19 protein-coding genes are annotated in these 21438 nt (G+C 63.0%); 4 read left to right on the top strand and 15 right to left on the bottom strand.

All coding sequences use genetic code 11. The annotated features are described in order from the left end of the window. Positions 1-59: 59 nt before the first annotated feature. Positions 60-1343, top strand: coding sequence for a serine hydrolase domain-containing protein (locus PPN31114_RS09340; protein WP_174987889.1), 1284 nt, complete (start codon positions 60-62; stop codon positions 1341-1343). On the opposite strand, the gene PPN31114_RS26390 is transcribed toward PPN31114_RS09340, so the two are convergent. Beyond that, entirely contained in the window at positions 1315-1767 is a 453-nt protein-coding gene (locus PPN31114_RS26390) for a GIY-YIG nuclease family protein (protein WP_246182484.1), read from the bottom strand. The two genes, PPN31114_RS09340 and PPN31114_RS26390, sit on opposite strands and share 29 nt — an antisense overlap. Next, entirely contained in the window at positions 1764-2576 is an 813-nt protein-coding gene (locus tag PPN31114_RS09350; protein WP_150679270.1) for a helix-turn-helix domain-containing protein, read from the bottom strand. The genes PPN31114_RS26390 and PPN31114_RS09350 overlap by 4 nt, the downstream gene beginning before the upstream one ends. Before the next feature lie 144 nt (positions 2577-2720). On the opposite strand from PPN31114_RS09350, the gene PPN31114_RS09355 reads away from it, so the two are divergent. Further along, complete coding sequence (locus PPN31114_RS09355) at positions 2721-4262, top strand: SLC13 family permease (RefSeq protein ID WP_246182485.1); 1542 nt, start codon at positions 2721-2723, stop codon at positions 4260-4262. Between the two features lie 118 nt (positions 4263-4380). Next, positions 4381-5487 (top strand): methyl-accepting chemotaxis protein, encoded by a 1107-nt coding sequence (locus PPN31114_RS09360; protein WP_150679271.1) that lies wholly within the window; start codon positions 4381-4383, stop codon positions 5485-5487. Here PPN31114_RS09360 and PPN31114_RS09365 read toward each other — a convergent pair. From PPN31114_RS09365 to PPN31114_RS09405, 9 genes are all read right to left on the bottom strand, one after another. Further along, positions 5467-5862 (bottom strand): hypothetical protein, encoded by a 396-nt coding sequence (locus tag PPN31114_RS09365; protein ID WP_150679272.1) that lies wholly within the window; start codon positions 5860-5862, stop codon positions 5467-5469. The two genes, PPN31114_RS09360 and PPN31114_RS09365, sit on opposite strands and share 21 nt — an antisense overlap. A gap of 63 nt (positions 5863-5925) precedes the next feature. Further along, the gene (locus PPN31114_RS09370; protein WP_150679273.1) at positions 5926-6603 is read right to left on the bottom strand and encodes a hypothetical protein; all 678 of its coding nucleotides are present in this window, start codon (positions 6601-6603) and stop codon (positions 5926-5928) included. A gap of 20 nt (positions 6604-6623) precedes the next feature. Then, positions 6624-8258 (bottom strand): type III secretion system translocon subunit SseC family protein, encoded by a 1635-nt coding sequence (gene sctE, locus PPN31114_RS09375; protein WP_150679274.1) that lies wholly within the window; start codon positions 8256-8258, stop codon positions 6624-6626. 3 nt (positions 8259-8261) lie between these two features. Beyond that, positions 8262-8726 (bottom strand): CesD/SycD/LcrH family type III secretion system chaperone, encoded by a 465-nt coding sequence (locus PPN31114_RS09380; RefSeq protein ID WP_150679275.1) that lies wholly within the window; start codon positions 8724-8726, stop codon positions 8262-8264. Beyond that, positions 8726-9718: a hypothetical protein gene (locus tag PPN31114_RS09385; RefSeq protein ID WP_150679276.1), complete on the bottom strand. Its 993-nt coding sequence runs from the start codon at positions 9716-9718 to the stop codon at positions 8726-8728. Before PPN31114_RS09385 ends, PPN31114_RS09380 begins: the two co-directional genes overlap by 1 nt. Positions 9719-9775: 57 nt before the next feature. After that, positions 9776-10123 (bottom strand): hypothetical protein, encoded by a 348-nt coding sequence (locus PPN31114_RS09390; protein ID WP_150679277.1) that lies wholly within the window; start codon positions 10121-10123, stop codon positions 9776-9778. A 229-nt stretch (positions 10124-10352) separates the two neighbouring features. Beyond that, on the bottom strand, positions 10353-13997 hold the full coding sequence (locus PPN31114_RS09395) for a hydantoinase B/oxoprolinase family protein (RefSeq protein WP_150679278.1): 3645 nt from the start codon (positions 13995-13997) through the stop codon (positions 10353-10355). Positions 13998-14165: 168 nt separating this feature from the next. Beyond that, the gene (locus tag PPN31114_RS09400) at positions 14166-15506 is read right to left on the bottom strand and encodes an MFS transporter (RefSeq protein WP_150679279.1); all 1341 of its coding nucleotides are present in this window, start codon (positions 15504-15506) and stop codon (positions 14166-14168) included. A gap of 205 nt (positions 15507-15711) precedes the next feature. Then, positions 15712-16485, bottom strand: coding sequence for a putative hydro-lyase (locus tag PPN31114_RS09405; protein WP_150680333.1), 774 nt, complete (start codon positions 16483-16485; stop codon positions 15712-15714). Positions 16486-16689: 204 nt separating this feature from the next. Here PPN31114_RS09405 and PPN31114_RS09410 point away from each other — a divergent pair, with 204 nt between their 5' ends. Further along, positions 16690-17622 carry a LysR family transcriptional regulator gene (locus PPN31114_RS09410; RefSeq protein ID WP_150679280.1) on the top strand — a complete coding sequence of 311 codons (933 nt, stop codon included), beginning with the start codon at positions 16690-16692 and terminating at the stop codon, positions 17620-17622. A gap of 40 nt (positions 17623-17662) precedes the next feature. On the opposite strand, the gene PPN31114_RS09415 is transcribed toward PPN31114_RS09410, so the two are convergent. The 4 genes from PPN31114_RS09415 to ctaD all read right to left on the bottom strand — a co-directional run bounded on the left by PPN31114_RS09415 (position 17663) and on the right by ctaD (position 21229). Beyond that, positions 17663-18013, bottom strand: coding sequence for a cytochrome C oxidase subunit IV family protein (locus PPN31114_RS09415; protein WP_150679281.1), 351 nt, complete (start codon positions 18011-18013; stop codon positions 17663-17665). Positions 18014-18022: 9 nt separating this feature from the next. Continuing rightward, positions 18023-18694 (bottom strand): heme-copper oxidase subunit III family protein, encoded by a 672-nt coding sequence (locus tag PPN31114_RS09420; protein ID WP_150680334.1) that lies wholly within the window; start codon positions 18692-18694, stop codon positions 18023-18025. A 91-nt stretch (positions 18695-18785) separates the two neighbouring features. Continuing rightward, positions 18786-19412, bottom strand: coding sequence for a cytochrome c oxidase subunit 3 (locus tag PPN31114_RS09425; RefSeq protein ID WP_246182486.1), 627 nt, complete (start codon positions 19410-19412; stop codon positions 18786-18788). Then, positions 19409-21229, bottom strand: a complete 1821-nt coding sequence (gene ctaD / locus PPN31114_RS09430) for a cytochrome c oxidase subunit I (protein ID WP_150679282.1) — start codon at positions 21227-21229, stop codon at positions 19409-19411. The genes PPN31114_RS09425 and ctaD overlap by 4 nt, the downstream gene beginning before the upstream one ends. Positions 21230-21438 lie beyond the last annotated feature (209 nt).

The raw sequence follows: 21438 nt of genomic DNA on the forward strand, positions 1-21438 counted from the left end.
TCGTTCGGCACAGCCGATCGGCAGGGGCACGTTTGACCACGCTCGACGCGTTGCGTTGCATGTCACGCACTGCGTCGGGAGTGATATCGCGCGTCGGCGCACGCTTCGGCGGTGTAGCCGAGGCGTCCGATGTGAAACCGCGACAGTCCTTCCGGGGTCTGGCCGCGGCCGTCCTCTTTGGGGCGGCGAGCCTGCTGACGGCAGTCAATGCGCTTGCGCAGAACAATTTATCGGCGGCAACAACCGCCAGCAGTGCCAACGGTGGCATCAGCGCCGCTGGCAACGCCGCCGTCGTCGCGCTGCCATCCACGGGCGGCCCGGTAGCTATCAACCCGGCCGTACCGATCGGGCAGTCGACCATGACGCAGGGCGTGGCGCAGCTCAAAGAGCGCTACAACCTCTCGCACGTCTGGCTGCGCTCGGAAACCGACGGCGGCGCATCGCTCGAAGCGGCAACGGCGGGCGACGATGCCTCTCGGATGCTCCCGGTCGCCAGCCTGTCCAAATCGGTCACGGCCATCGGCATCGCCCTGCTCGTGCAACAAGGCAAGCTCTCGCTCGATGCGAAGCTCGGCGACTTGCTCAACGCCTATTCCAAGGAACACGGCAAGCCGCTCGACCCTAGCCTGCGCGATCTGAGCGTGCGCCGTCTGCTGGCGCACCGTGCGGGGCTCGCCACCAACGGCTATAACGATCCCATCAACGGGCTGTACAGCGGGCTGGCGATTCGCCGCGTTGGCGGCAGCGCCGATTTCTTCAACTATCTCGATGCGGGCGACGCCGGTCACTCCACGGGCAAGTCCGACTTCGTGTATTCGAACGTCTCGTATCTGCTGTTGGGGATGGTGATCGAAGCCGTCTCGGGCGAGGACTACAAAGACTTCTGCGAGAAGAACATCTTCGGCCCGCTCGGCATCGCCGACGCGACGCTGCCCGACAGTTGGCGCTTGCTGGCGCCGTTCGCGGGCTGGCAGATGTCGACCTCGGCGCTGCTCAAGGTCTGGCGCGTGTTCGATATTCGCCGTCCGAGCCTGCTTACGGAGAAGACGTTGCGCGCGATGCTGCTCGACAAGCAGGCGGGCCCGATCAACCCGGACCGCGACATCTTCTACACGCTAGGGGTGTTTCTCGTGCCGGGGGCGAGCGACCGAAGCTATCGCATCAGCCACGACGGCATTGCCGACTTTTTCCGCACGCAGTCGACGTATTACACCGTGGTCGAAAAGACGGTGCCGGGCGATAGTTGGGCGCTCGTCGTCTCGCCAATTCCGCCGCGTGGACAATTCGGTGCGATTCAGCGCGACGTGCGCAAGATCATTCGACAGGCGCGTCTGGTGCCGTAACTTTGCGGCGGCGTGGTGATGGCGAAGCGGATGGCGATGCGGATTTCGGTGTGGGCTTCGGCGTGCGCTTCGTTGTTCGCTGTGTTGTTGGCTTCGTTGTGGGCTTCGGCTTAGGCCCAGATTCCGCAGCGATGTCGCTCCCCCCGAAATCCACGACGAGCTTGCCCGCAATCAGCGCGCGCTTTTGCGTCGCACTCAATTGCTTTACGCGATATTCGGCGCGCGACGCCGCCGAGCGATCCGCGAAATCCAACGACAACAAGATGCGCGACGGCGGATAAGCGCGCGTAAAGCGCGCCCCCTTTCCCGCGACGTGCGCGGCGTAGCGCGCCTCCACATCCACCGTGATACCGGTGTAAATGCGCGATCCAGCGCATTCGAGCAGATAGAGAAACCACGGTTTGCGTGGTGGCGCGTCTGTCATCCCTTCGTCCGTCCTTCACGCGTGAACTCGCGCGGCGACACCCCTAAGGCGCGGCGGAACATGGCCGAGAACGCGGCCGGGTTCGCATAACCGAGGCGCGCGGCCACGCTCGCCACTGGCACACCGCGCGCAATCCAGTCGACCGCACGTGCCAGGCGCACCTGCTGCCGCCACGTGCCGAAACTCGTTCCCAACTCCGTGCTGAATAGCCGCGCGAGCGTGCGCTCCGACGCGCCCACTTCGTCCGCCCACTGCGAAAGCGACCGGTCGTCGTCGGGTTGCTCCATCAGCGCGTCGCACAGCAATCGCAGACGGCGGTCAGTGGGCATCTGCAAATCGAGCGAAACGGCTGGCGCGTCGCGCAGTTCCTCGATGAGCAGCGCAGTGATGAGTTCATGACGTCGCGCCGTGACCGGCGCTTCGCTCGCAAGCGCTGCGGCAAGGTCGCGCAGCAGCGGCGACGCCTCGATCACCACACAGCGGTCGGCGGGCAGTGGCGAGGCGTCGGGCCACAAATACAGCGCGTAGAACTCAGCCACGCCTAGCGCCGCCACTTCATGCAGCATTTCGGCGGGCACCCACGCGGCGCGGAAGATCGGTGCGATCAGACTGGTGTTTCCCGCCGTGATGCGCAGCCCACCGCGCAGCGGGAGTATCAACTGTCCCCACGCATGGCGGTGCGATTCGATGAGCGCGTCGGCTGGTGGCGCGCGCAGATGTGCGATGACGGGCACCTCGGCGCTGGGCGCCGTGCGTGGCATGGGGAAGAAATTCGGACGCGCCGCTGGCGCGCGCGGGGGGCGTGGCATGTTCGCGTTGGTATTTGTCCGTATCGGGGTGTCCTCGCCCCCGATGAGTCGCTAGCATACGGCATGACCGGCACGATGCAAGCCACCCTGCCCCCGCCGTCGGTCATACCGACTTTCTGGCCCATCATCACAACGACAAGCGCCATGACCGATTCTTCGTCGCAACACCCGCCCGGCAGCACCACGCCGCCCAGTACAACCACCCCCGGATCTCCCGTCCCCGGTATGCCCGCCCCCGCGAGCACCGCCCCCGCCGGAATCCGCCCCGCAGGCGACCTTCGTCAGGAACGCCTGCGCGCACAGATCCGCGCCCTTTCCGGCTATGCCGTCTACGCCGTGCTCGCCTTGGCGCTGTGGGCGGCCAGTCACGGCAGCACCACGCTGGGCCTGACACCGACCGCCGCGCAGGCCGCCGTCCTCGTCTTGTTCACCATCGGCGCATGGGCCTTCGGCCTCTTCCCGGAGCCGATCACGACGCTCACGTTCTTCCTGCTGGCAGTCCTCCTGCACGTGGCGAAACCCGAAGTCATCTTCGCGGGCTTCCATTCCGCCGCCTGGTGGCTCGTGTTCGGGGGCGCCGTCACCGGCATTGCGGTACGCACCACCGGCCTCGGGACGAAACTCGCCGCGACGCTGTTCGCGCTCAAGCGCCCCACTTACCCGCGCTATGTCGCATCGGTGATGGTCGCGTGCGTCGGGCTTGCCTTCGTGATGCCCTCGACGACCGGGCGCATTCTGCTGCTCATCCCTATCGTGCTGGCGCTGGCCGACCGCATCGGGCTGACAGAGGGACGGCGCGGGCGCACCGGCCTGGTCATGACCGTGGCCGCCGCGAGTTACATGCCGCCCACGACCATCCTGCCCGCCAACATCCCCAACAGCGTGCTGATGGGGGCGGCCGACTCGTTCTACGGTGTGAAGCTGCATTACGCGCCGTATCTGCTGCTGCACTTCCCCGTGCTTGGTGCGTTGAAGGCCGCCATTCTGGTATGGGCCATTTGCCGACTGTTTCCGGATAACGGCCCATTGGAGAACGCGAAAGACACCGTCGCGCCGCCGCTGTCAGGCGACGCTCGACGCCTTTCGGTGCTGCTGGCGTTGGCACTGGCCGGGTTCGCGACCGACGCATGGCACGGCATCTCCCCGGCATGGATCTCAGTGGCCGCCGCCATCATTTGCCTGCTGCCTGCCATTCACATCGTCACGCCGAAGACGTTCACCGAAAGGATGCACATCACGCCACTCGTCTACGTCGCGGGGTTCCTCGGCGTGGGTGCCGTGGTCGCCGATACCGGCTTGGGCGAGAAGCTCGCTCGCCTGTGTCTCGACGCGGTGGGCATGATGCCCGGCACCCCCGTCATCAACGCCGCATGGCTGATCGTCATCGGGGCCGCGATTGGTCTCGTGGCGACGTTGCCCGGATTACCGGCCGTCCTCACACCGCTCGCCGGACAACTCTCCGTCGCCAGCGGTTTGCCGCTCTACACCGTGCTGATGTTGCAAGTGCCGGTGTTCTCGACCGTGCTGCTGCCTTATCAAAGCCCACCGATGATGATCGCCATGCATCTGGGCGGCGTGGGTATGCGCGACGGCACCCGGCTGACCGTGCTGATGACCGTCATCACGCTGGCCTTACTGTTTCCGCTCGATTACCTCTGGTGGCGTGTGCTCGGCATGCTTCCGTAAATAGTCGTGACTCCTGAATATCCCTGACGCGCGAAGGGCTGCGTTGGCACGGCGCTTGCATGACATGTCGCGCAGCCCGTGAGGCACCACAACGCAGCGTACGTTTGGGAGATCGTTCATGACAGCACCGGAGAGAATCGTCGAGTTGGCGCATAGCGTCAAAAACATTGCCGACGACAAGATCGCAACCATCGCCCACATCACCCGGGAGACGAAATACCTTGCGCTCAATGCGCTCATCGAAGCGGCACGTGCTGGCGACGCGGGACGGGGGTTTGCCGTCGTTGCCAACGAAGTGAAGCACGTGTCCGAGCGCATCACCAACATCGCGGGCGACTTGACGACGGAATTGGCGGGCTCGCTCAGCGAGTTGTCTTCGCTGGGCGACAGCATGATCGGACAGTTGGAACAGCATCGCGGCCAACGGCTCTCCGATCTCGCGCATCACATGATCGAGATCATCGATCGCAACCTATATGAGCGCTCATGCGACGTGCGTTGGTGGGCCACCGATGCCGCGCTCGTCGATGTCCTGAGCGCGCCGTCACCTGAAGCCGCGCGCCATGCCTGCCGACGCCTCGGCGTGATTCTCGACAGCTACACGGTCTATCTCGATCTGTGGGTGGCAGACGCCGATGGACGCGTCGTCGCCAACGGCCGTCCGGATCGCTATCCCGGCGTGATCGGTGCCGACGTCTCGCGGCACCCTTGGTTTCTCAAAGCGATGAATACACCCAGTGGGGCCGATTACGCTGCGTTCGATGTGCGGCGTGCCAAGCTGCTGCACAACGCGGAAGTGGCGACGTATGCGACGGCGATTCGCGAGGAAGGCGAAACCCACGGTGCGCCCATCGGCGCGTTGGGCATCTTCTTCGATTGGGCCCCGCAGGCGAAGGCCGTCGTGGAAGGGGTTCCGCTGCTACCCGCCGAACGCGCGCGTACGCGCTGCTTGTTGCTCGACGCGGAGCATCGTGTGCTCGCCTCGAGCGATGGGGAAGGGATTCTGATGGAGCGCTTCGGCTTGCATCGCCCGCGTGAGCATGCGACCGCATCGACGGGCTTTTACGATGCGGGCGACGACAGCCTCGTCGGCTATGCGCTCACACCCGGCTACGAGACTTATGAGGGATTGGGATGGTACGGCGTGGTGCAGCAATGGGACAGCGATGCGGCAGCGGGCGCGACTCGCACCACAACAGTGCAGTCAACGTATCTCGCGGCATGACGGTGGCTGGCGAAAAAACGTCAACCAACGGTCGCCGTCGACGCTGCACCACCGTGCGCCCAGCGATTCGAAGTGAGCCGCCAGGCGCGCGCGGCTGACGGCCGTCTCCGATTGGCGCAGCCCCGGCAGCACCATCCCGCGCACTGCCGCCACATCGGGAAGCGCTGTGAGCAACTGCTGCAACAGCGTCGTCAGTTCACGAACGGCACCTTGCAAAGACGGGCTCACGCCACAGGCTGCGAACGCGCAAACGATGAGGTGGCTACCTGCCACGCGATAGGTGAACGTCATGGTCTCGCAGGTGACCCGCCAGCCAAGCAGAATGTCCGTACCGTCGATGAGCACGGCGCGAGGCGTGAGCCGACGGGTTCGCATAAAGCGAGATACCGAGGCATGGACCTCGGTATCTTCGGGGGAAGTCTCGGGCACCTGGGGCGCTTACCGCGGCACCATCGACGCGTAGAACTGTTTCGCGAACTCGGTCAATTGCCGGATGGTGTCGACCGATTGCCCCAGCGTCTGCTGCGCGTCATCGCCAACGCGGCGTGCGTCATCCGACAACCCTTCCGACGCATCACGGCGAAATTGCGTATGCGCCGCAAAGTTCGCACCTTCGCGCTCTTCATGAGCCCCGGCTGCTGCGGTACTGCCTTGCGTCACGTCACTCGCGGCCCGCGACGACGTACTCGCGACATTCACGATGGACTCTGCCCCCTGCCCCACGCGCCATAGTGCGGCGCCACCCGATAACCCGACGCCTAGCGAAAGTGCGCCGCCTCCTATTTGTCCACCGGCGTGAAGCAAAGCAGCGGACTTTCGCTTATCCGCCTCCTGTAGCCCCGACGCCAGTTGAGCGACGAATTGCTCCCAGCGCTGCGCTCGCATCTCTGCCGACGATTGCGCCTTGATATCGCGTAGTCGTTTCAGCAGATCGGCGAAGAGTTGCGACAACTTCGACATCATTGAAATCAGACTGTCGATCGCCGCCCTCACCTGCCGTGCGTCGTGCTTGCCGTCTACCTCAGGGCCGACCCTGCCGCCGGTTGTCTCGTCCGACATCTGCGGTGCCGGGGTTGCGGCCACTACAACGCCGGGCGCGAGTAATTGAATGTTCATCTCTTTGATTTCCTCAAGGGTTACGCCAAGGCGTTGGCCAAGGCCGATCGAACGCGGTTACGGTCTCCGATAGCGTCATGCGCCGCCTCAATCATTAACTGATGCGACTCGGACAACGTCCGCTGGCGTTTGATTAACGTGTCGACGTCCGTCGAAAGATCCCGGTGCCGGGCAGCGACGCTTTGCGATTTGAGCGATAACAGGTCGGCCTCATACCGCAGCTTCGCGGTCTGAACGCCAAAGGCGCCGTTGGTGATCGTCGTAGCCGCTGCAACCGTCTGCCGCGCCAACGTCACCGCATACATGCGAGTCGTCCATCGCGCCGAACGCACAAACACTTTCTGCACGGATGTCGAGACACTCGCGGATAGCGTTTCGGCATTCAGCGCGGTGCGCCCGCCTTTCTCGGCGATCTGCTTTATCGCTCTGACGACCGATCGCTCAACGGCTTTCTCGACGGAACCCGAGTGCGTGGTCCCTGCGCGAAGCAATGCCGCCAACCGTGGCGACGCATGTCGTTTCAGCATCTGTGAAACAGCCTGATTGACGCCGTGTCCGACGCGCCCGCTCAGTTCCACCGCGGCCTGACGCGCCATCCCGGCGCCGCCGTCGAGTGCCGCTTGGATGGCACCGTCGCCACCGCGTTGCATCACCTTTCGGGTGATCTCGCCGATCAGCTCCGGCGCCGTTTCTTGCGCTGCGGCGGCATTGGCCTTTGCGACCTGCGCCGCCGACTTCGATGCTTCGCTCATCGTCTTCGCTTTCGCGGCGGCCCGTGCTGCGGCTTTGCGCACCGCCAAGCCCACGACGGCATTCTTTGCCGTACTTGTGATATCGACGGCGGCGGCTGCCATGCTCAATCCCATCTGGGCATAAGACAACTTGGACGCGACGTGTTCTGCCACATTTTTATCAACGCAACCTGCGGTGGCCAGCGTCTTGAGCGCCGCTGCGCCAATGCCGACCATACCGGCCGCGAGATTGAGCACCCCGCCACCGACCAGCATCGGATTGGCCGTCACAAGCCCCGCGAACACCTTGCCAGCGCCGAACACGATGTCGACGGCAGGCATGATCCAGTCGAGTACCGCACCCGCGACACCGGCCTTGCGCGCCGCGTTCGCTTCTTCGGCGCGAAGTTCGCGCTCCTTTGTCATTTGCTCGCGGCGTTCTTTTGAGAGCGCTTCCATGCGCTTTCCTGCAATCGTCATCGCTTCGTTGTGCGCCGAGGCCATTGCGCCGTTGACGTTTTGCTCGCGCATCACGTTTGCTAGCAAGTACGTCGTCATGTCCATGCTGTCGCGATAGCCATCGACGCGTGAGGCGAGCTGTGTCCATGTGCCGGGCGGGGCGGTAACTTCCGTATCGTCTTGTTGTTCCGGCTGATGCGCTGCACACCCGCGCAGTTGTGTCGAAATGCGCGTGAGCGTCTCAACGAAGCGGACATCTTGGGGAAACGTTTGATCATGGCGCCGTTGCTTTGCTGAAACGGCATCGAGTCCGGGCGGGAGCAGGTTCGGCGGCCACGCCAGCGGGGGTTCCGACTTGATGGACGGCGCATCGCGCATCGGGTCGGCGTCGAGAACACGGAATGCGTCATCCGGCGGCTTTTCGATCGGCCGCACGCCGAGGGTGGGGGTTATCGATGGGGACATGGATCAGTCTTTGGATTGAGATGGGTCTTCGATGCGTGCCAGAGCGGCCACAGCGGTGCGATGCAATTCGGCACTGCGCGAGTCTCGCTTCGACCATCGAATCGCCGCACGCAGCGCCTTGCATGCGAAACGGCGATTTCCCTTCATGAGATAGCTGTAACTGGCCAGAAACGGCGGCTGCGGGTCACGCCAGCGAAGCAATGCCGCCTTCGCAAAACAGAACAGCGCTTCCGAGTGCCGAGCGGCGCGTTGATGGCAGATACCCAGCGCGAGCCAGCCACCGTAATCCCACGCATCGAGGCTGACGACGAGGTAGTACAACGACTGCGCTCTGGCCATGTCACCGGCGGCAAAACAACGATTGCCTTCGGCGTAGAGCGCGCCAATATCCTGAGGATCGATCTCCGCCAGCATGGCAAGCGAACCGCCCGCGCCGATGAATGCCTCAAAGCGCTGAGCGGCCGTCATCAGCGAGCGAAGTTGGCGGTGATGCTCGAACGAATTTCGCCAAACATTCTCAGCAGATTTGTCGCCATCTCGATCAGCATCTTGAGAAGGCCGGATATTTCGTTTTGATTGAGCAGCAGCTTCTCGTTCGTGGATTTTCGCGCCGACGCGAGATTGTTCAGATGGTCACGCAGTGCTTCGAGCTCCCCCTTATTCCGCTCGCCGACGTAATCGTCACCGATGTATTTCCGGATAAATTCGTTCATCTCTGGAGGCACATTTTTTTTATCGCTGTCGTTTCTGACTTCACTGATGAGCCTTTGGATCTCCGTTGCATAACGAGATGCCTTGGTTGCCACCTCACCTTCTGACTGCATCAAGTTGTAGAAATCTTGGAAAACGCCCATCTTCGACTTATGCGCACCCAGCAAGGAATTGACCCCGCCCAAGAATCCCTCTGTCGATCCGCCGACCAACAAATTATCGCCACCGGTCGTTTGCGATTTAAATTTCGGAATGGCGTAAGTGACGGGTTGTACCGACGGCCACAAGCCATACGAATGCGTACCTCCACGATTCGTCGATTCGCGCGTGGGCAGCAGCGGCAGCTTGACGCCTAATTTTTCGATATACGCGTGGTATTGCGCACGTGTCCATCCCTCAGCTCTGAACTTGGCGGGAGGTTCGATTGCGATCCATCCGCCGCGAATTCTGACGTAGCCCGAGCTATCCGCCTCGAGCTTTCTTGCCTGCATCATGTGCTTCGGCCACTGCTCTTTAGCGCTATTCTCCGACTTCCGCCACATCTGAGATACGGTGTTGCCACAGGCGTGATGCCACTGCTGGAGCACCACGGTAAGCGATTCGATCGAGTCTGGGACCAAGACCCCGTGATAGAAAAGTTGCACCCGCTCATCAATGCCGAAATCGCTAACATTCGGCTGCGTAGAAACATCTGGAACATCATTTGCCGGAGGGGTATACGACATGCGGCGCGAGTAGACGATTGTCATGCTGAGGTTTTCCCAATGAGTTGAAAGACTTAAGGAGAGCGGCGGTGTGCATCCCGGTTACGCCATGCGCCGGTGCTTTTTTTTCAGCCCGGGCTTTCGATGCCCGGGTGTTTGTTCTGCGAACCTTTCAGCCAGCGCGGCAAGTTGCGTCGTCGCTGCTTCGGCGGCTGCGATACGCGCCGTCATGGCGGAATCCATGATTCTTTCGAGTCGTCGAGCCTGCTCAGACGCACCCGATTGCCCAGCGGGCGAATCGGCAGCGCCCGCAATCTCGCCCAGTTGCTGAACCGCCCTCATCGCGTTGGCAAGTTCGTCGCAACCCGCTTCGATTTCCCGGATCAGGTCCGACAAGGGGTCGGTCTTTGCGTCATTGCAGGGCGGCAACAAATCGTCTTGCGGTGTCATCGTGGTACTCCGGGGCACGTTTCGAAAGGCGAAGCGCATTGTCACAACGCCGCCTCACGACGCCTTTGCAATAAGTCGAAACGTTTCTGCTTTCCGGCGAGAACGGCGCTCGGTTAGGAAGATCCGCTCCATAAGCGATCGCCAAGACGCAAAAAAGGCCGTGCCCGGATTTCCCCGGACACGGCCTCGCATGCCACTGGTATCGCGCTGATGACTACATGCGCCTGTCTTATTCGTTAGCGCCGAATCCGCCTCCCCCCGGCGTTTCCACCACAAAAATGTCACCCGGCAACATTTGCGTTCTGCCGATGTGACCCAGCGCTTCACGCGTACCGTCAGACCGCTCCACGTAATTTGCGCCCAGCGCGCCCACGGCCCCGCCCTGCGCACCAAATGGCGCATGCACGCGATTGTTCGACAGAATCGATGCCGTCATCGGCGTGAGGAATCGAATGCGCCGCACGGCCCCATTACCGCCGTGCCAACGCCCTGCCCCGCCGGACCCTGCGCGAATGCGATGGCTCTCCAGTCGCACCGGATAGCGCCATTCGAGCACTTCAGGATCGGTCAGACGCGAATTCGTCATATGCGTCTGCACGGCGTCCGAGCCGTTGAAGCCATCGCCCGCACCGCTGCCACCGGCGATGGTCTCGTAGTACTGATACGTCTCGTTGCCGAAGGTGAAGTTGTTCATCGTGCCCTGACTCGACGCCACACGGCCCAGCGCGCCGTACAACGCGTTGGTGATCGCCGACGACGTTTCCACATTGCCCGACACCACAGCGGCCGGATACGCGGGGTTCAACATCGACCCGCGGGGCACGATCACCGTGAGCGGCTTCAGGCATCCCGCATTGAGGGGAATATCGTCATCCACCAGCGTGCGGAAGACATACAACACGGCGGCCATGCACACCGCGCGCGGTGCGTTGAAATTGTTCGGCAACTGGTCCGATGTGCCCGTGAAATCGATCGTCGCGCTGTGTGTCGACGCATCGACGCGAATCGTCACATCGATGACCGCCCCGTTATCGAGCGGATACCGATAGTGCCCATCGGCGAGCGCACCGATCACACGACGCACCGCCGCTTCGGCGTTGTCTTGCACGTGCCCCATGTAGGCGAGCACCACGTCGCGTCCGAACTCGTTGACCATGCGGCGCAGTTCATCCACGCCTTTCTGGTTTGCCGCCACCTGCGCGCGCAGATCCGCCATGTTCTGATCGATGTTGCGCGCGGGGTAGCGTGCGCCAGCGAGCAGCGAGCGCGTCTCGCGATCGCGCAACGCTCCTGCGGCCACGAGTTGCCAGTTGTCGATCAACACGCCCTCTTCTTCGACATGCGTCGAATCGGGCGGCATCGAGCCCGGGGTAATGCCGCCGATATCGGCGTGGTGCCCGCGTGAGCCGACGTAGAACAGCGGTGCTTCGTCACCCGGCATGAACACCGGCGTGATGACCGTGACATCCGGCAAATGCGTGCCGCCGTGATACGGATCGTTAAGCATGAACACGTCGCCATCGCGCATCGCACCGTGGTTACGCTCGATGACAGTGCGGATGCTCTCGCCCATCGATCCCAGGTGCACCGGCATGTGCGGCGCGTTGGCAATCAGGTTGCCCTCGCGGTCGAACAACGCGCACGAGAAGTCGAGGCGTTCTTTGATGTTCACCGAGTACGCCGTGTTTTGCAGGCGCAAGCCCATCTGCTCGGCAATCGACATGAACAAGTTGTTGAAGATTTCCAACCGCACCGGATCGGCTTGCGTACCCAGGCCACGTTGCGATGCACGCGGCACCACGCGCGTGAGAATCAAATTGCCCTGCGCGCTCATCTGCGCTTGCCATCCCGGTTCCACCACGGTGGTTCCGCTCTTTTCCGCCACGATGGCTGGACCGTCGACGATGTCGCCTGCGAGCAGCGTGTCGCGCGAGTACAGCGCTGCGTCGCACCACGCACCGCCCGCGTAGAGCTTCACTTGATCGATCGGCTGCGCGCTCCCGGTCGTACGGGCGGCCAGCGGCGTGATATCGACCGGCGCATCCGAGTGGCCGATCGCTTCGACCGAGGCCACCTCGGCGATCAACGCAGCACCGTCCATCAGGAAGGAATAACGCTGACGATACGCCGCTTCGAACGCCGCACGCATTTGCGCCACGTCACCGAACGGCACTGCAATCGCAGAATCGGTACCGGCGTAGCGCACATGCACACGGCGCACCGTCTCGATGCGCGACGGAGGCACGCCTTGCGCCAGCAGACTGTTCGCGGCTTCGTCGGCCAGCGCACCGAGCGCGTCTTCCAAAGCGCGCAACGTGTCGTCCGACAGCGGCGCCTCGATCATGCGCTCGCGCATTGCCGTCTGATCGGCAAGCCCCATGCCGTACGCCGACAGCACCCCCGCTAACGGATGCGCAAACACTTGCGTCATCCCGAGCGCGTCGGCCACACCGCAGGCATGCTGACCGCCTGCCCCGCCGAACGTCGTCAGCACGTAGCGGCTCACGTCGTGGCCACGTTGCACGGAAATTTTCTTGATCGCGTTGGCCATGCTGCCGATGGCGATTTCAAGAAAACCTTCAGCGAGCGCTTCCGGCGTTTGGTGACGGCCAGTGGCCGCCTCGATCTCTTTAGCGAGCGCAGTGAACTTCGCGACGACGACATCGCGGTCAAGCGCTTCGTTGGCGTGCGGGCCAAACACCTTCGGGAAGTGCGCGGGTTGAATCTTGCCAAGCATGACGTTGCAGTCGGTGACGGTGAGCGGGCCGCCGCGACGATACGCGGCAGGCCCCGGGTTGGCACCGGCTGAATCCGGCCCCACACGCAGACGTGTGCCGTCGAACGACAGCACCGACCCGCCACCGGCCGCCACGGTATGAATGCTCATCATCGGCGCGCGCATGCGCACGCCTGCAACCTGCGTCTCGAACACGCGCTCGAACTCGCCGTTGTAGTGCGACACGTCGGTGGACGTGCCCCCCATGTCGAAGCCGATCACTCGCTCGAAACCGGCTGCGCTCGATGCGCGCACCATGCCGACGATGCCGCCCGCCGGGCCGGACAAGATCGCGTCCTTGCCTTGAAAATTGTCGGCCCGCGTCAGCCCGCCGCTGCTCTGCATGAATTGCAGATTCACGCCGGGCATCTCCTGCGCCACTTGCTCCACATAGCGGCGCAGAATCGGCGAGAGATACGCATCGACGACAGTGGTATCGCCACGCGACACCAGCTTCATCAGCGGCGACACTTCATGCGACACCGATACCTGCGTGAAGCCCAACTCGCGTGCGAGCGCCGCCAGTGCCTTTTCATGCGCCTGATAGCGATACCCGTGCATCAACACGATGGCGAGCGCACGTACGCCCTTCGCGAACACGGCCGCCAGCGCGCGGCGTGCCGACGTCAGATCGAGCTCACGCACCACGTCGCCGTGCGCGCCGACACGCTCGTCGACTTCCACCACTTCCGCATACAGCGCCTCGGGCAGCGCAATATCGAGATCGAACAGTCGCGGACGATTCTGATACGCGATGCGCAGCGCGTCGCGAAAGCCTTGCGTGGTGACAAGTGCGAGGGCTTCGCCCTTGCGTTCGAGCAGTGCATTGGTCGCGACCGTCGTCCCCATCTTCACCATCTCGACCTGGGCGGGCGTGATGGGTTCGTTCACGCTCAAGCCGAGCAGATGACGGATGCCAGCGACCGCTGCGTCGCGATATTGCTCCGGGTTCTCCGAGAGCAGCTTGTGGGTCACCAGCGTGCCGTCTGGGCGCCGCGCCACGATATCGGTGAAGGTGCCGCCACGGTCGATCCAGAATTGCCAGCGCGCATCGGTGGCGACGTTGTGGTGAGCGGCAGGGGCGAGAGCGTTCGTCATGAGGTCACTCGTGTTTCGTCAGTGCGCACGACTCCCGTGCAGGCTCGCTTGGCGCATTCGCCAGCGAGCCGCACACAGAAGGTAGTGCTTGGGGGGAAGTTTTCAGGCGCGGCAGCGACGGCTGCCGCGATGTTTCAGAAAATCAGCGTGGGGCGAAGGGCCAGCCGCTCAATGCGCGGCGGCATCTACCGCATCCAACTCGCGTCCACGTGTCTCCGGCAGGGTGAGCGCGGCGAGAATCAGCACACCGTACGCCGAGGCAGCGAAGATACCGATGGTCGTGCCCAGCCCGTACTGCTTGGAGAGCATGCCGATCAAGAACGGGAACAGTGCCCCGACCGCTCGGCCCACGTTGTAGCAAAAGCCTTGGCCAGAGCCGCGAACGTTGGTCGGGAACAGCTCGGTCAGGAACGCGCCCATGCCGCTGAAGATGCCCGACGCGAAGAACCCCAGCGGGAACCCCAGCCAGAACATCGCGCTATCGGTGAGCGGCAGCGACGTGTACGAGAACGCAATCACCATCGAGCCCACGGCGAACAGAATGAAGTTCGGTTTGCGGCCGAGGCGGTCGGTCAGATACGAGCTCGCGAGATACCCCACCCACGAACCGAAGATGATCATCGCCAGATAGCCGCCCGTGCCCATCACCGTGAGGTGACGCTCGGTCTTGAGGAACGTCGGCAGCCACGTCGTGATGGCGTAGTAACCGCCTTGCGCGCCCGTGGTCAGCAACGCGGCACGAATCGTCGTCGAGAGCAGCTTCGGGCTGAAGATGGCGGTGAGCCCCGGCGCGTCGGCCGACTTCGCTTGCTTGGCTTTCTCTTTCTGATACACCTCCGGCTCTTGCACATAGCGGCGGATGAAGAGCACCAGCAGCGCGGGCAGCAAACCGATCAGGAACAGCGCACGCCACGCCATTTCGGCGGGCATCAGCGAGAACAGCGCCGAGTAGAGAATGGCCGTCAGCCCCCAGCCGATGGCCCAGCCCGACTGCACCAGACCGACAGCCTTGCCGCGATCGCGGGCGCGAATCACTTCACCGATCAGCACGGCACCGGCGGTCCATTCGCCGCCGAAACCGAAGCCCATGAGAGCACGCGCCGCGAGCAGTTGGTGATAGTTCTGCGCGAGACCGCACAGCCCGGTGAACACGGCAAACCACAGCACCGTCAGTTGCAGCGTGCGCACGCGCCCGATGCGGTCGGACAGAATACCGGCGACCCAGCCGCCCAGTGCCGAGGCGAGCAGCGTGAGCGTGCCGATGAAGCCCGCGTCGGCAAGGCTGATGCCCCACGTGGCGATCAGCGTCGGAATGACGAAGCTCAGCATCTGGGTATCCATGCCGTCGAGCATGTAGCCGACTTTGCAGCTCCAGAACGCGCGCTTTTCGCGCGGTGTCGCGTCGCCGTACCAGCCGAACAGGCTGCCGCCAGCGGGGGCCGAGGCCGTATCCGGCACCGTTGCAGCAGCGGCTGCCGACGGGCTCGCGAGAGGGGTTTTGCTTTCCATGAGAAGAAGACTCCGGTGATGTCCTGTCTTGCCGTGTGATGCCCTCGGGCCGCGCTCCGCGATGGGCGTGTTGGGTCAGCGGCAGGCAACGGGTGCTCTGCCGACTTCCGTCATGGCGCGGTGTTTTTATGTGCTACGTGCTACCTAGTGCGTGGTGCTTGGTGCTGACTCGCCGTCAACAACCGTTAGCCGCAGTTAGCAACGGTTAGAAGACGGCGAGCGATGCATTCGGGATATCGGTCATCAGCATGTAGCCGGGCTTGTGCGCAATCGCGAGCGGCAGCTTCGCGCCCATGAGTGCGGTTTGCGGCGTCACGCCACAGGCCCAGTACACGGGCAGCTCGCCATCGCGGATCGTGACGGCGTCGCCGAATTCCGGTTTCGAGAGGTCGGCAATGCCCAACTCGGCCGGGTCACCGATATGAATCGGTGCGCCATGCACGCCGGGAAAGCGGCTCGTGATTTGTACGGCGCGAATGGCATCGGCGCCCTTCATCGGCCGCATCGATACGACCAGTTCGCCGCCGAACTTGCCTGCGCGCTGGTTGGCGATCTTCGTGCGATACATCGGCACGTTGCAGCCCTCTTCCACGTGACGCAGCGGAATGCCCGCTTTCGCCAGCATGTGCTCGAACGAAAAAGAGCAGCCAATAGCGAACACAACGAAATCGCTTTGCCAGTACTCGGCCAGATTGTCGACTTCACCGGCGAGCTTGCCGTCGCGATAAACGTTGTAGCCCGGCACGTCGCTGCGGATGTCCACCTCGCGGCCCAGAGACGGTACATGCCACTGCCCCGGCTCGCCCACGCCCAGCAGCGGGCACGCCTTCGGGTTGCTTTGGCAGAAGCGCAGGAAATCGTGCGCATGGGCCACGGGCAGGATCGCCAGATTGGCCTGCGCAAACTCGCCGCAATAGCCGGCGGTCGGCCCGCGGAATTGGCCGCTGCGCACGGCTTGTCGGAATTCGAAGGGCATGATCGTCTCGCGTTGCGATGTGAAGTCGAGCGGCGTGGCAGGGTGGTTCATGGCGGTTCGGCGAGTGAGCAACGATTCGGGGGAGATGCCTTGGGAGCATCGGATGGGTGAAGCATAGAAAGAAAAAAATGTTGTCGCTAACGAGTTTTTCTACGCGCTACCGTATAGAATTTCTTAACAACTTCGCGGGTTTTCCCGAGGATCGCCGTGAACACCCGATTTCTTGAAACCTTCGTCACGCTGGCCAAACTGCGCAACTTTCGCGCGACGGCCACCGCGCTGCACGCCACGCCCGCCGCCATTTCGCAGCGGCTCAAAGCGCTGGAAGAGGAACTCAATACCGCACTTGTGGATCGCGAAAGCCGCGACTTCCGGCTCACGCCCAACGGCGAATATCTGCTCGGGTACGCGAAGGCGGTAGTGGAAGCGGCCAAGCGTCTGCAAGCGGCCGCTTCCGGCGAGAGCACCACCCGTGGACGCCTGCGCCTCGGCGTGATCGAAACGGTGGTGCATAGCTGGCTACCGCATTACTTGCGGCGACTCGCCGCTGATTACCCCACGCTGGAAGTCGAACTGACGGTCGACGTCTCGGTGCAATTGCAGCGCCGCCTTCTGGCCGACGAACTCGATCTGATCATTCGCGTGGAAGGCAGCGACGACAGCAGCGTGGTCTGCGATGCGCTCGCCAATTACCCCGTGCACTGGATCGCGCGCACGGGGCTATTTCCGAATACCCGCGGCGGGCTCGCCAAGCAGGTGCTGCAACACCCCATCCTCACCTACGGACGCGGCACCGCCCCGCACCGCGCGCTCGAAGACATCGTCGCGAAACTGGCGGGCGTGCACGGCGTGCCGCTCTCGGAGACGCGCATCACGGGCTCGCCATCCATTGCGGTGATCGTGCAGTTGGTACGCGATGGGTTCGGCGTGGCAGCGATTCCGCGCTTGTTCGTCGACGCGCTGATTGCGAGTGGAGAAGTGGTCGAGTTGCCATTGCAACCCGCGCCGCCGTCCATCGTGGTATCGATGTCGCGCCGCGCCGACGCCCCGCTGTTCGTACACAGTGCTGCGACGGCAGCGCGTGCGGCTTGCGCGGAGTATTGCCGCAAGAGCGACCGGCGGCTGGTGGAGTTGTTGTGAGCGTGCCTGAGCGTACGTTGAGCCTGCGACGGCACGCCCATCAACCGAAGTGCGCGAGCCGCGTCAGGAACGTGTAATCCGCCTCGGTGGCCATCAACGCCATCAACACGAGCAGCGCGAGTGGCGGGATCAGAATCGCGTACACGAGTGCGAGCCGCTCCCAGCGCATGTGCATAAACACCGCCACGATCAGGCCCGCCTTGGCGACCATCAGCGCGAGAATCAACCCCCAGCGCAGATACCCGTGCAGGTTCGCGTAATCGACGAGATACGAAAACGTCGAGAGCACGAACAGCAGCCCCCACACTTTCAGGTAAATGCCGACCGGATGCTGTTGCCCGGAATGACTGGCGGGAGCGGTGGGTACAGCGGATGTGGCAGCAGGGTCCATAGCAAGCCTCTACCAGAGATAGAACAACGCGAAGATGAAGACCCAGACGAGATCCACGAAGTGCCAGTAAAGGCCTGCGATCTCGACGAGTTGATAGTTACCGCGCCGCTCGAGCGTGCCGTTGAGCACTTTACGCATCACGGTGAGCAGATAGATCACGCCCGCACTCACGTGCAGGCCGTGAAAGCCCGTGATCATGAAGAAGCACGCACCGAACTGCGCTGCCCCCTTGTCGTTACCCCACGGGCGAATGCCTTCGTGCACGATCAGGTTCGTCCATTCGAACGCTTGCATGCTGACGAATGCGATGCCGAGATAGGCCGTCGCCAGAATGCACGCCGCCGTCTTATCGCGGTCTTGCCGGTAGGCATAGTTCACGCCCATGGCCATGGTGCCGCTGCTGGTAATCAGCACGAACGTCATGATGGCGATGAGCAGCAAGGGCACCGGGTGCCCGTTCACGTTGAGCGCGAAGATTTCGGCGGGGTTCGGCCACTGGGCGGTGGTGGAAATGCGCACCGTCATGTAGCCGATCAGGAAGCTGCTGAATACGAACGTGTCCGAGAGCAGGAAGATCCACATCATCGCCTTGCCCCACGGCACGTGGAACGCCGCGCGATCGCCCGACCAGTCGGTGACGATGCCGCGCCAGCCGCCGGGCAGATCTGCCGTGTCTGTCATGGCGTTCAGGGCGTTCGAAGAGGACGATGTCGTATTCACGATGACGCTCCGTCTTACCTGCTGATATTCCTACTCGCTAGTTACGCGGTAGTTACTGACTCACGCCGCACAACCGTTGCGCAATCTCAGGGGTGAGGTTGGCGACGGCCGCAAACAGCACGAGCCACAGCACCAGCAGAAAATGCCAATACTGCGCGGTGAGCGCCAAGCGCCGTGCGCGCGTGCCGTGCGAGATGGCACGCGGCATGAGCAGCGCCCACGCGACGAGCCCGCCGATCAAATGCAGCGCGTGCAGCCCAGTCAGCAGGAAGAAGAAACTGTTCGCCGGATTGCCTGCCACGCCGTAATGCCGTGCGACGAGATCGCGCCACACCCACAGTTGCCCGATCACAAACACCATCGCCAGCACACCCGCTGCCATCCAGTCTCGCCGCGAGCGACGCAACTCGCCGCGCTTCGCCTGCCAGACGGACGACTGCATCACGATGCACGCAGCCGCGAGCACGCCCGTGTTCACCCACAACACGGGAAGCGACGGCAACGGACGCCAGTCGCCGAGACTCATGCGCATCACATAAGCGACGAGCATCAGCCCGAAGAGCACGCCGATTACGCCCATAAGCCACCACACGGCGATTTGCGATGCGCGGCGGCGCGGCGGTTGCGCAATCGGCACGCCACCCGAGGGCATGGGCGGCCACGACGGAACGGGTCTCATGATGCGGCTCCTTTGGGGCTGTCCGGCGCAGGCGGCACGGGTGAGGACGGCGAACGGTTTCCATGCGAACCATCGCCGTCAGCCAAGGTGGCGGGCCGTCGCGGATCGGGTGCGGCGTTCTGCGGCACAAAGTCTTCGATGTCTCCCGGCACGCTGTACTCATAGGGCCAGCGATACACCACCGGTAGCGCAGGGCCCCAGTTGCCGTGCACGGGCGGCACGTTCGGCGTTTGCCATTCGAGCGATGCCGCACGCCACGGATTCGCCCCGGCGAGTTTGCCGTGCCGCAGACTCCACGCGAGATTGAACAGGAACAGCAGTTGTCCGAGCGCGACGATGAAGGCGGCAACCGAGATATAGGTGTTCATCGTGTGGGCCGACTGCGGAATAAAGCTGTAGCCCTGAAATTCGTAATAGCGTCGCGGCATGCCGAGTACGCCGAGGTAATGCATCGGGAAGAAGATGGCGTAGGTGCCGACGAACGTGATCCAGAAGTGCCACTGCCCGAGCCGGTCGTCGAGGCGGCGTCCGGTGATGAGGGGATACCAGTGATAGATGCCCCCGAAGACCACTAACAGCGGTGCGACGCCCATCACCATATGAAAGTGCGCGACCACGAAGTAAGTGTTCGAGAGCGGCATGTCGACGCTCACGTTGCCAAGGAACAACCCTGTCAGACCGCCGATGACGAACGTGCTGATGAAGCCGATAGCGAACAGCATCGGCACTGTCAGGTGGATGTCGCCGCGCCACAGGGTGAGCACCCAGTTGTAGACCTTGATCGCCGTCGGAATCGCGATAACGAGGGTGGTCGTGGCGAAGAAGAACCCAAAGTACGGATTCATGCCGCTGATAAACATGTGGTGCGCCCACACGACGAACGACAGCACGGCGATAGCGAGAATCGCCCAGACCATCATCCGATAGCCGAAGATGTTTTTGCGGGCGTGCACGCTGATGAGATCGGAGACGATGCCGAAAGCAGGCAGCGCCACGATGTAGACCTCAGGGTGGCCGAAGAACCAAAACAAGTGCTGGAACAGCAGCGGGCTGCCGCCGCGATAGTCGAGCGGCTGCCCCAACGAGACGATGGCTGGCATGAAGAAGCTCGTGTGCAGCGTCTTGTCGAGCAGCATCATGACGCCGGACACGAACAGCGCCGGGAAGGCGAGCAGCGCGAGGACGGTCGCCATCACGATGCCCCACACCGTGAGCGGCAGACGCAGCAAGGTCATGCCTTCGGTGCGCGCCTGCAAGACGGTGGTGACGTAGTTCAGACCGCCCATCGTCGCGGCCACGATGAAGATCAGCAGCGAGATCAGCATTAGCACGATGCCCCACTCGGTACCCGGTGTGCCCGGCAGGATGGCCTGCGGCGGGTAGAGCGTCCAACCGGCACCGGTCGGGCCGCCCGGCACGAAGAAGCTCGCCATCAGCACGATCACCGCGAGCAGGTAGACCCAGTAACTGAGCATGTTCAGAAACGGGAACACCATGTCGCGCGCACCGACCATGAGCGGGATCAGGTAGTTGCCGAAGCCGCCGAGAAACAGCGCCGTGAGCAGGTAGATCACCATGATCATGCCGTGCATGGTGACGTACTGGTAATAGTGATTCGCGTCGATGAACGAGAACTTGCCGGGGAAGCCGAGCTGCAAGCGCATCAGGTTCGAGAGCACGAGACCGACCAGCCCGACCGCGATGGCCGTGAGCGCGTATTGCACGGCAATGACTTTGTGGTCTTGGCTCCAGACGTACTTCGTCCAGAAGCTCTGCGGGCCATCGTGTTCGCCGTGTGCGGATGTGCCGTACGCCATGGCGCCTCTCCTCCTTAGCGTCTGTGTTGTGCTTTCTACGCTGTCTGTGCTTTCGGTGTTGCCTGTTCGGTCTGCTTTGTCTGTGTCTTCTGTTTCGTTACGTCTGCGGCTATCGGTTTTGCGGTGGCACCATCGACGGCACGCGCGGTTGCGATGGGGCCGATGGTGCCGTGGGTGCATTGCCCGGTTGCGGCGGGATCGCCAACTGC

It is taken from the genome of Pandoraea pneumonica, assembly GCF_902459645.1.
GTDB classification, from domain to species: Bacteria; Pseudomonadota; Gammaproteobacteria; order Burkholderiales; family Burkholderiaceae; genus Pandoraea; species Pandoraea pneumonica.